The organism is Corallococcus sp. 4LFB (assembly GCF_046520365.1).
GTDB classification, from domain to species: Bacteria; Myxococcota; Myxococcia; order Myxococcales; family Myxococcaceae; genus Corallococcus; species Corallococcus caeni.
Genome location: NZ_JBKGHJ010000460.1, coordinates 1 through 6,688, shown reverse-complemented (window position 1 = coordinate 6,688; position 6,688 = coordinate 1). Strand labels below are relative to the sequence as shown.

Sequence of the window (6,688 nt, the reverse complement as noted above, 5' to 3'; positions counted from 1 at the left end):
CGCCGGAGCGCGGGGTGGGCACGTGAACGCCATCCGGCTGGTGCTCGCGGATGATCACGCCCTGGTGCGCCAGGGGCTGCGCAGCCTGCTGGAGCTCACGCCGGACCTGCGGGTGGTGGGGGAGGCCGCCGACGGCGAGGAGGCGCTGCGCAAGGTCGCGGAGCTCGACCCGGACGTGGTGCTGATGGACGTGCGCATGCCGCGCATGACGGGGCTGGAGGCCCTGCGCGCACTGCGCCGGACGGATCCGGAGCGGCGCGTGGTGCTGCTCACCACCTTCGACGAGGACACCGCGCTCATCGAGGCGCTGCGCGCGGGAGTGCAGGGCTTCCTCCTCAAGGACGTGTCCCTGGAGGAGCTGGCGGAGGCCATCCGGCGCGTGGCCTCCGGACAGACGCTGCTGCCCCCCGGCATCGCGGAGCGCGTGGCGCGAGGCATGGCGGAGCTGCCCCGCGACTTCCCCCACGCGGACCTGCCGGAAGGCCTCACCCGCCGCGAGGTGGAGGTGCTGCGCCTCATCGCGCGGGGGCTGAGCAACCGGGAGATCGCCGACGCGCTGGGGACGGCGGAGGGGACGGTGAAGAACCAGACCTCCAGCATCCTCTCCAAGCTGGGCGTGAGGGACCGCACGCGCGCCGTGCTCCGCGCCATGGAGCTGGGCTGTCTCTAGCGCTGCGTCCGGGCGCGTGGCTCGTGTCCGCGGAGGTGCTCCACGCGCATCCCGGCGACAGCAGGCGCGAAACATTTCGGTGCCGCGACACTCAGCATCCGGCGTGCTTCTCGGCCTGCGCCATCCTCGCGGTGTCGACTAGGGTCGCGCCGCATGAACCCCCGTCTTCCCCTCGTCTTCCTCGCCGCCTTCCTCGCCGTGTCCAGCGCGGGGGCCAAGCCCTACCGCGCCATGGTGACGCGCACCGCGTCCACCACGAAGAGCGGCAACCTGGAGCTGGGCCTGCGCTACCAGGGCTTCTTCGCGCTGGACCTGGACGCGTCCCAGCCCTACCAGCAGATCTCCCCCAGCCTGCGCTTCGGCATCGTCGACAACCTGGAGGCCAACGTCTACGTGGAGCTGCTGGCGCTGGGGCTTCCCGGCGAAGACGACTTCAAGGTCGCCTTCGGTGACATCCCCCTCGGGTTGCAGTGGACGTTCCTGGAGACGCGCCGGGCGGCGCTGGCGGCCTACGGGCGCGTCACGCTGCCCACCGGGCCGAGCGACGAGGACGGCATCCTCCCGAGCCTGTCCGACGGCACCTGGGACTACGAGGGCACCCTCGTCGGCGAGCTGCGCGCCACCAAGGACCTGCGCTTCATGCTCAATGGCAGCTATCTCCACCAGGGCACCCGGGACCGGGGAACGCGGCCCGAGTTCGATGTCCCGGACGCGGTCCAGCTCGCGCTCGCGGCGACCTACAACCTGGACAACTTCACGATGCTGGGGCTGGAGGTGGTGGGCCGCTTCTACTTCGAGGACGTCATCACCCCCGTCTGGCGGGACAACGCCGCGCAGGTGGAGATCCTCCCCATGGTGCGCCACGAGGCGTTCCCCGGCCTGGTGCTGGAGGCCGTCGCGGGCGTGGCCGTCACCGAGGACCTGCGGGAGATCTACCAGTTCCGCGTCCTGCTCGGCGCCACCTACGAGTTCGACCTCTCCTCGGGGCCCAAGCTGCCGAAGAGCAAGCAGGACCTGCGTCCGCCGAAAGCCGCGCCCAAGCGCCGCCGCTGAGGCAAGGGGCCGTCTCGACTTTCGAACCTGCCCCGGCGGGCGCGGCCGGGGCTGAACACTTCGTCTGTCCAGCGCCGGACGGCACGACGCGGGGACCAGGGCGCCGGGGGCACGCGTCCGTCCTTTCCTGGAAGGGCCGCTGTTCCCTGGGGGGCATTGGGATGGTTCCGGGGCGCCCATACCCTTGCGGGCCACATCGACCTGAAGCGAGGCCCCCCGATGTCGAAACCCCGCTGCTCATGCCACTCCCGGTTGTTCCATGTGCCGGTCCTGCTGCTCTCCCTGCTGCTGTGCAGCGCGTGCGAGGCCGTGGGCCGGATTGAGAACCCCGAAGTGCCGGCCCTGGCCGTGACTCCGTCCGCTACGCCCCAGGAGGAGCCGCTCCCCGCGACGCCGCCCGCCGTGCCTCCGGCCCCCGCCGGGCTTCGCTCCGTCGCCTCCTGGGAGGGGATGTTCGTGGAGGAGTGGGGGCGCGCGCACATGCAGACGTTCCTGCCCTGGAGCAACTCGCGCGACAGCTGGGACTTCTACAACCTCGCCTACGGCCTGGACGCCAACACCGCGATGTACCGGGCGACCGGGAGGCGGGCGTACCTGGACCGGGCCCTGCTCTACGTCAACAACCTGGTGGCCTCCGCGCGCGTCTCCTCGACGCTTCCGCGAAGCCAGTTCAAGGACGGCTACCTGGGCTGGTCCTCGGCGCTCTCGGAGCCCTCCGGGCAGGAGGTGCCGCTGTATGAGAGCTATTGCTGGCGCTACGTGACGCGCCTGCTGCGCGTCATCCGTGAGACGCCGGAGCTCTACGCCGCCAGCACCTACCGCGCGCAGTACGACCGGCTGCTGGCGTTCACCGAGAGGAACATCTTCGAGAAGTGGTTCACGCGCGGGGCCAATGACTTCGTCTACCGCAACCGCACGCACATGGCCGCGCACTGGGCCTTCATCGCCATGGACCTGTCGATGATGACCACCGACCCGGAGCGGAAGGCCCGCTACCTGGAGGTCTTCGACAACATCCACCACGGCATGCCGAACTTCCCGTCGTCGCTGCGCGCGAAGATGGAGCCCAACCCGGACCACCCGGCGGCGTGGTTCTGGAACGACAAGTGGGACTCGGACGCGCAGCCCGGCCAGGACGTGGCGCACGCCAACAACGTGCTGGCCTTCATCGTCGAGGCCCACGACGCGGGCATGGAGTGGACGGACGCGGACATCCGCAAGTTCGTCGTGACGCTCAACACCATCATCTGGCCCGCGCCCAAGGTGTATGCGGAGTTCGTGGATGGCACGGGGACAGGGGATGGCTGGTTCAACGACGGGCTGATGAAGCTCGGCCGCTACGACGTGAACCTCCAGCGCCGGCTGGAGCAGCATCGCGTCGGGCAGAACGGCCAGTTCTTCGCCAACGCCGCGCTCAACGTGCGGCTGCTGTCCGAACAGGCCGCGCAGTAGGCCGCGCGGCCTGTTGCAGGGAGGGGACGCCGGTTCGCGTCGCGCGTGCCGGCGCCCCCTTCGAGAGGAACTCCCGAGGGGCTCAGCGGGCCGTGCGTGCTCCCGGGAACAGGCGGACCCCCAGGGCCGCCAGCGCGGAGACGGTCGCCAGCAGCGTCACCGCCGTCCATCCCCACCGGGCCAGCACGAGGCTGCCGCTGGCCGCGCCAATGGACATGCCGATGAACATGGTGACGAACAGCACCGCGTTGAGCCGGCTGCGTGCGGCGGGGTCGATGCCGAAGACCAGGGTCTGGTGCGCCACGAGCGTGATCTGCGCCCCCAGGTCGAAGCCGATCGCGCTGGCGCCAATCAGCCACAGGCGGTGGGCCGGCTCCAGCCACGGCGCCGCGAACATCGTGGCGAAGGAGACGACGGTCAGGCCGGCGCCCAGCCGCGTCACGACTTCCGGCCCGAAGCGATCCGCGATGCGTCCCGCCACCGGCGCGCCCAGCGCTCCGGCCGCACCCGCCAGACCGAAGGCTCCGGCGGCCGCGCTCCCCAGGTGGAACGGAGCGCCGTGCAGCATCACGGCGAGCGTGGACCAGAACGCGCTGAAGCCAATGGAGATGAGCCCCTGCGCCAGCGCCGCCCGGCGGAGGGCGCCGTACTTGCGCCACAGGCTGGCGAGCGAGCCGAGCAGGGCGCCGTAGGACAGCGTGTTGGTGGGGCGGAAGCGGGGCAGGCCGCGCCAGGCCGCCACGCCGATGAACGCCACGCTGGCGGCGGCGACCAGGTACATGGCGCGCCAGCCGAAGTGCTCGGCGACCACGCCGCTGATGACGCGGGACAGGAGGATGCCGAGCAGCAGGCCGGTCATCACCGTGCCGACGACCTTGCCGCGCTCATGCTCGGGGGCCAGGGTCGCGGCGGCCGGCACGATGTCCTGCGCCAGGGTCGCCGTCAGGCCGACGGCGAAGCTCACGATGAGCAGCAGCTGGATGCCCGGCGCGATGCCGCCCAGCAGCAGCGCAAAGCTCAGCAGGGCGGCCTTGGTGAGGATGATGCGGCGCCGGTCGAAGCGGTCGCCCAGCGGCGTCAAGAGCAGGATGCCCAGCGCGTAGCCCAGCTGCGTGAGCATGGGCACCAGGCCCACCGCGGTGTCGGAGGCGCCGAGGGTGGCCCCCATCACCGCGAGCATCGGCTGGCTGTAATAGATGGATGCCACCGACAGGCCGGCGCTCGCGGCCAGCAGCAGGCGCAGGCCGCTCGACAGGGACTGGCTGGCGACGGAGACCCGTGCGGGGAGGGGAGCGTTTCCGGCGGTTCCATGTACGGCGCGAATGAAGGACATGATGTTCACCTCGGGTGATGCGCGACGAGGTAACAGTGCGCCAGAGGGGCAGGGCGCGGTAGACGCGTGCTCCGTACAGCGGTTATACGCTTCGCGTATCAATATGCCTCGTCCCTCAAAGCAGGCCCGGTCGCGGGTTCCCGCCTCCGCCGCACCCGTCAGCGCCGACCGGCTGGAGCTGATGCAGACCTTCCTCCGCATCGTCGACGCGGGGAGCCTGTCCTCCGCCGCCGCGCAGCTGGGCACCACGCAGCCGACGGTGAGCCGCCGGCTCCAGGCGCTGGAGCGCTCGCTGGGGCTGCGGCTGCTGCAGCGCTCCACCCATGCGATGAAGCTCACGGAAGACGGCGCGCGCTGCTACGAGCGGGCGAAGGAGTTGCTGGCCAGCTGGGAGCTGTTCGAGGCCGACCTGCGCGGCGCGAGCGATGAACCGGAGGGCACGCTGCGCGTCGTGGTGCCGCACGCGTTCGGGCAGCAGCTGCTGGTGGAGCCGCTGACGGAGTACCTGCGCCGCCACCCGAGGGTCTCCGTCGAATGGCTGCTGCACGACCGGGCGGTGGACTTCATCGCGGATGGGATTGATTGCGCGATCCACGTCGGCGAGGTGCAGGACCCCAGCGTGGTGGCGATCCGCGTGGCCGAGGTGCCGCGCATCGTCGTGGCCGCGCCCTCCGTGCTGGCGGGCGTGCCGGTGCCAACGCATCCCGACGAGCTGGCGAGGCTGCCCTGGCTGTCATTGCGCACGTTCTATCGCAACGAGCTCTCACTGACCCACGTGGCCACCGGCGAGGTCCAGCCCATCGTCTTCCAGCCGCGCGTGAGCACGGACAGCCTCTACGCCCTTCGCAGCGCCGCGGTGAAGGGCCTGGGTGTCTGCGTGGGCTCGGCCTGGGTGCTCCAGGAGGACCTCCAGCGGGGCCGGCTCCTGCACCTGGTGCCGCAGTGGCAGGCCGCGCCCCTGCCCATGTACCTGCTCTATCCGTATGCACGGTTTCATCCGGCGAGGCTGCGCAGGTTCGTGGAGCTGATGCGGGCCTGGATGGTTGCTGGAGTGAGGGCGGCGGGAATCGAAGCCTCGCAGGTGGACTTGAGCCCTACTCGGGAAGCCGACCAATGACCGCAGCTGCGTAACATGTTTCACGCGACAACTACGTTGAAACTCACCGGGGAGAACATCCCCTCAAACTTCTTCAAACTTCGTTCCCGTGGCGCCCATGCGCTCAAGTGCGTCGCGGATCTCCTCGCGGACGATCAGGACGATGGGCCATCCCCAAGCGCGGAACACCTTCGCGTCACCTACCCGCGAAGCGTCAATCCGCATTCCCCAAACGTCCCGGTACTTTCCAACCTTCTCAGGGCGCCGTCCTCCGGCGTCCACTTCAGCAATTCCTCGGTGGCCTTCTCGTCAATGCACTGAATGAGTTGGGTCGCCACGAGAATGAAGAACGGCTCAGGGTGGCCCTCTATCACCACGGGAAGGGTCTGCACTTCCTCGGGGGCTAGCTCCGTGAGCACGGAAGCCACTCGGGCGTGGACCACCGGGGCCGCGAACGCCGCGAGTGAGAAGTCGAGCGCCCTGCCGGGTACATCCATGGGAAGCTTCAAGCGTCCCAGGTCTGGAAGTTGCTGGCCCCGATAGAACATCCAGGGGTCGTCCACCTCCCGGCCTTGAGCGTCGGTGGGAGTGCCGAGCACCCACCGGCCTGGAATGGTCATGTCGTCGCTCAGATCGAAGTAGCGCCTTCTCATGTGAGCCATTGTCGTGATCCTAGGTGCCGGTGACCAGCTTATTGAGAGTGGTGCCCGGAGTGGCAATCTGCTCCCCCAACCGGCCGAGTTCGGCTGTCAGCGCTTCGCGGCATTGCTGCATGGTGCGACACCCCTCCGTTGCGTCAGACAGGCGCCGGAGAATGCGTTGATGGTACGCCTGCGGGTGAGGTCCCTTGTGGCCCTTGACGTGGACGATGTTCGCCGGGTCGTCCAGCGACATGCCCGCCTTATCGAAGATCCTCTGGAACTTGGGTGACCACGGGCCTTCATTGTTCGTGGCCTTCCACCACTTGTTCGTGGCGATGTGGTGGTCGTGGCCCTCCGCGTCCACCGGGGCGGCAGCCGTCCCCCCCACGGCCCGTGCCGTCATGGCCACCGCATCGGGGGCGAGTGCCACCGTGACGGCCTCG

At 69.6% G+C, this 6,688-nt stretch carries 7 protein-coding genes; 4 read left to right on the top strand and 3 right to left on the bottom strand.

Annotation, left to right across the window (positions count from 1 at the left end; translation table 11 throughout):
* Positions 1-22 precede the first annotated feature (22 nt).
* From ACLEQD_RS33975 to ACLEQD_RS33965, 3 genes are all read left to right on the top strand, one after another.
* Positions 23-670, top strand: a complete 648-nt coding sequence (locus ACLEQD_RS33975; RefSeq protein ID WP_410389775.1) for a response regulator — start codon at positions 23-25, stop codon at positions 668-670.
* A 153-nt stretch (positions 671-823) separates the two neighbouring features.
* Positions 824-1,723 carry a hypothetical protein gene (locus tag ACLEQD_RS33970; protein ID WP_410389774.1) on the top strand — a complete coding sequence of 300 codons (900 nt, stop codon included), beginning with the start codon at positions 824-826 and terminating at the stop codon, positions 1,721-1,723.
* Positions 1,724-1,984: 261 nt separating this feature from the next.
* Positions 1,985-3,175: a hypothetical protein gene (locus ACLEQD_RS33965; RefSeq protein ID WP_410389773.1), complete on the top strand. Its 1,191-nt coding sequence runs from the start codon at positions 1,985-1,987 to the stop codon at positions 3,173-3,175.
* A gap of 82 nt (positions 3,176-3,257) precedes the next feature.
* Here the strand turns inward: ACLEQD_RS33965 and ACLEQD_RS33960 are convergent, their stop codons facing one another.
* Entirely contained in the window at positions 3,258-4,508 is a 1,251-nt protein-coding gene (locus tag ACLEQD_RS33960) for an MFS transporter (RefSeq protein WP_410389772.1), read from the bottom strand.
* Between the two features lie 181 nt (positions 4,509-4,689).
* Between ACLEQD_RS33960 and ACLEQD_RS33955 the strand changes: the two genes are divergently transcribed.
* Positions 4,690-5,625 carry a LysR family transcriptional regulator gene (locus tag ACLEQD_RS33955; protein ID WP_410389770.1) on the top strand — a complete coding sequence of 312 codons (936 nt, stop codon included), beginning with the start codon at positions 4,690-4,692 and terminating at the stop codon, positions 5,623-5,625.
* 179 nt (positions 5,626-5,804) lie between these two features.
* Here the strand turns inward: ACLEQD_RS33955 and ACLEQD_RS33950 are convergent, their stop codons facing one another.
* Positions 5,805-6,257 carry a hypothetical protein gene (locus ACLEQD_RS33950; protein WP_410389768.1) on the bottom strand — a complete coding sequence of 151 codons (453 nt, stop codon included), beginning with the start codon at positions 6,255-6,257 and terminating at the stop codon, positions 5,805-5,807.
* A gap of 19 nt (positions 6,258-6,276) precedes the next feature.
* Positions 6,277-6,688: AHH domain-containing protein (locus ACLEQD_RS33945; RefSeq protein WP_410389766.1), on the bottom strand; the 412-nt coding region annotated here is incomplete at its 5' end.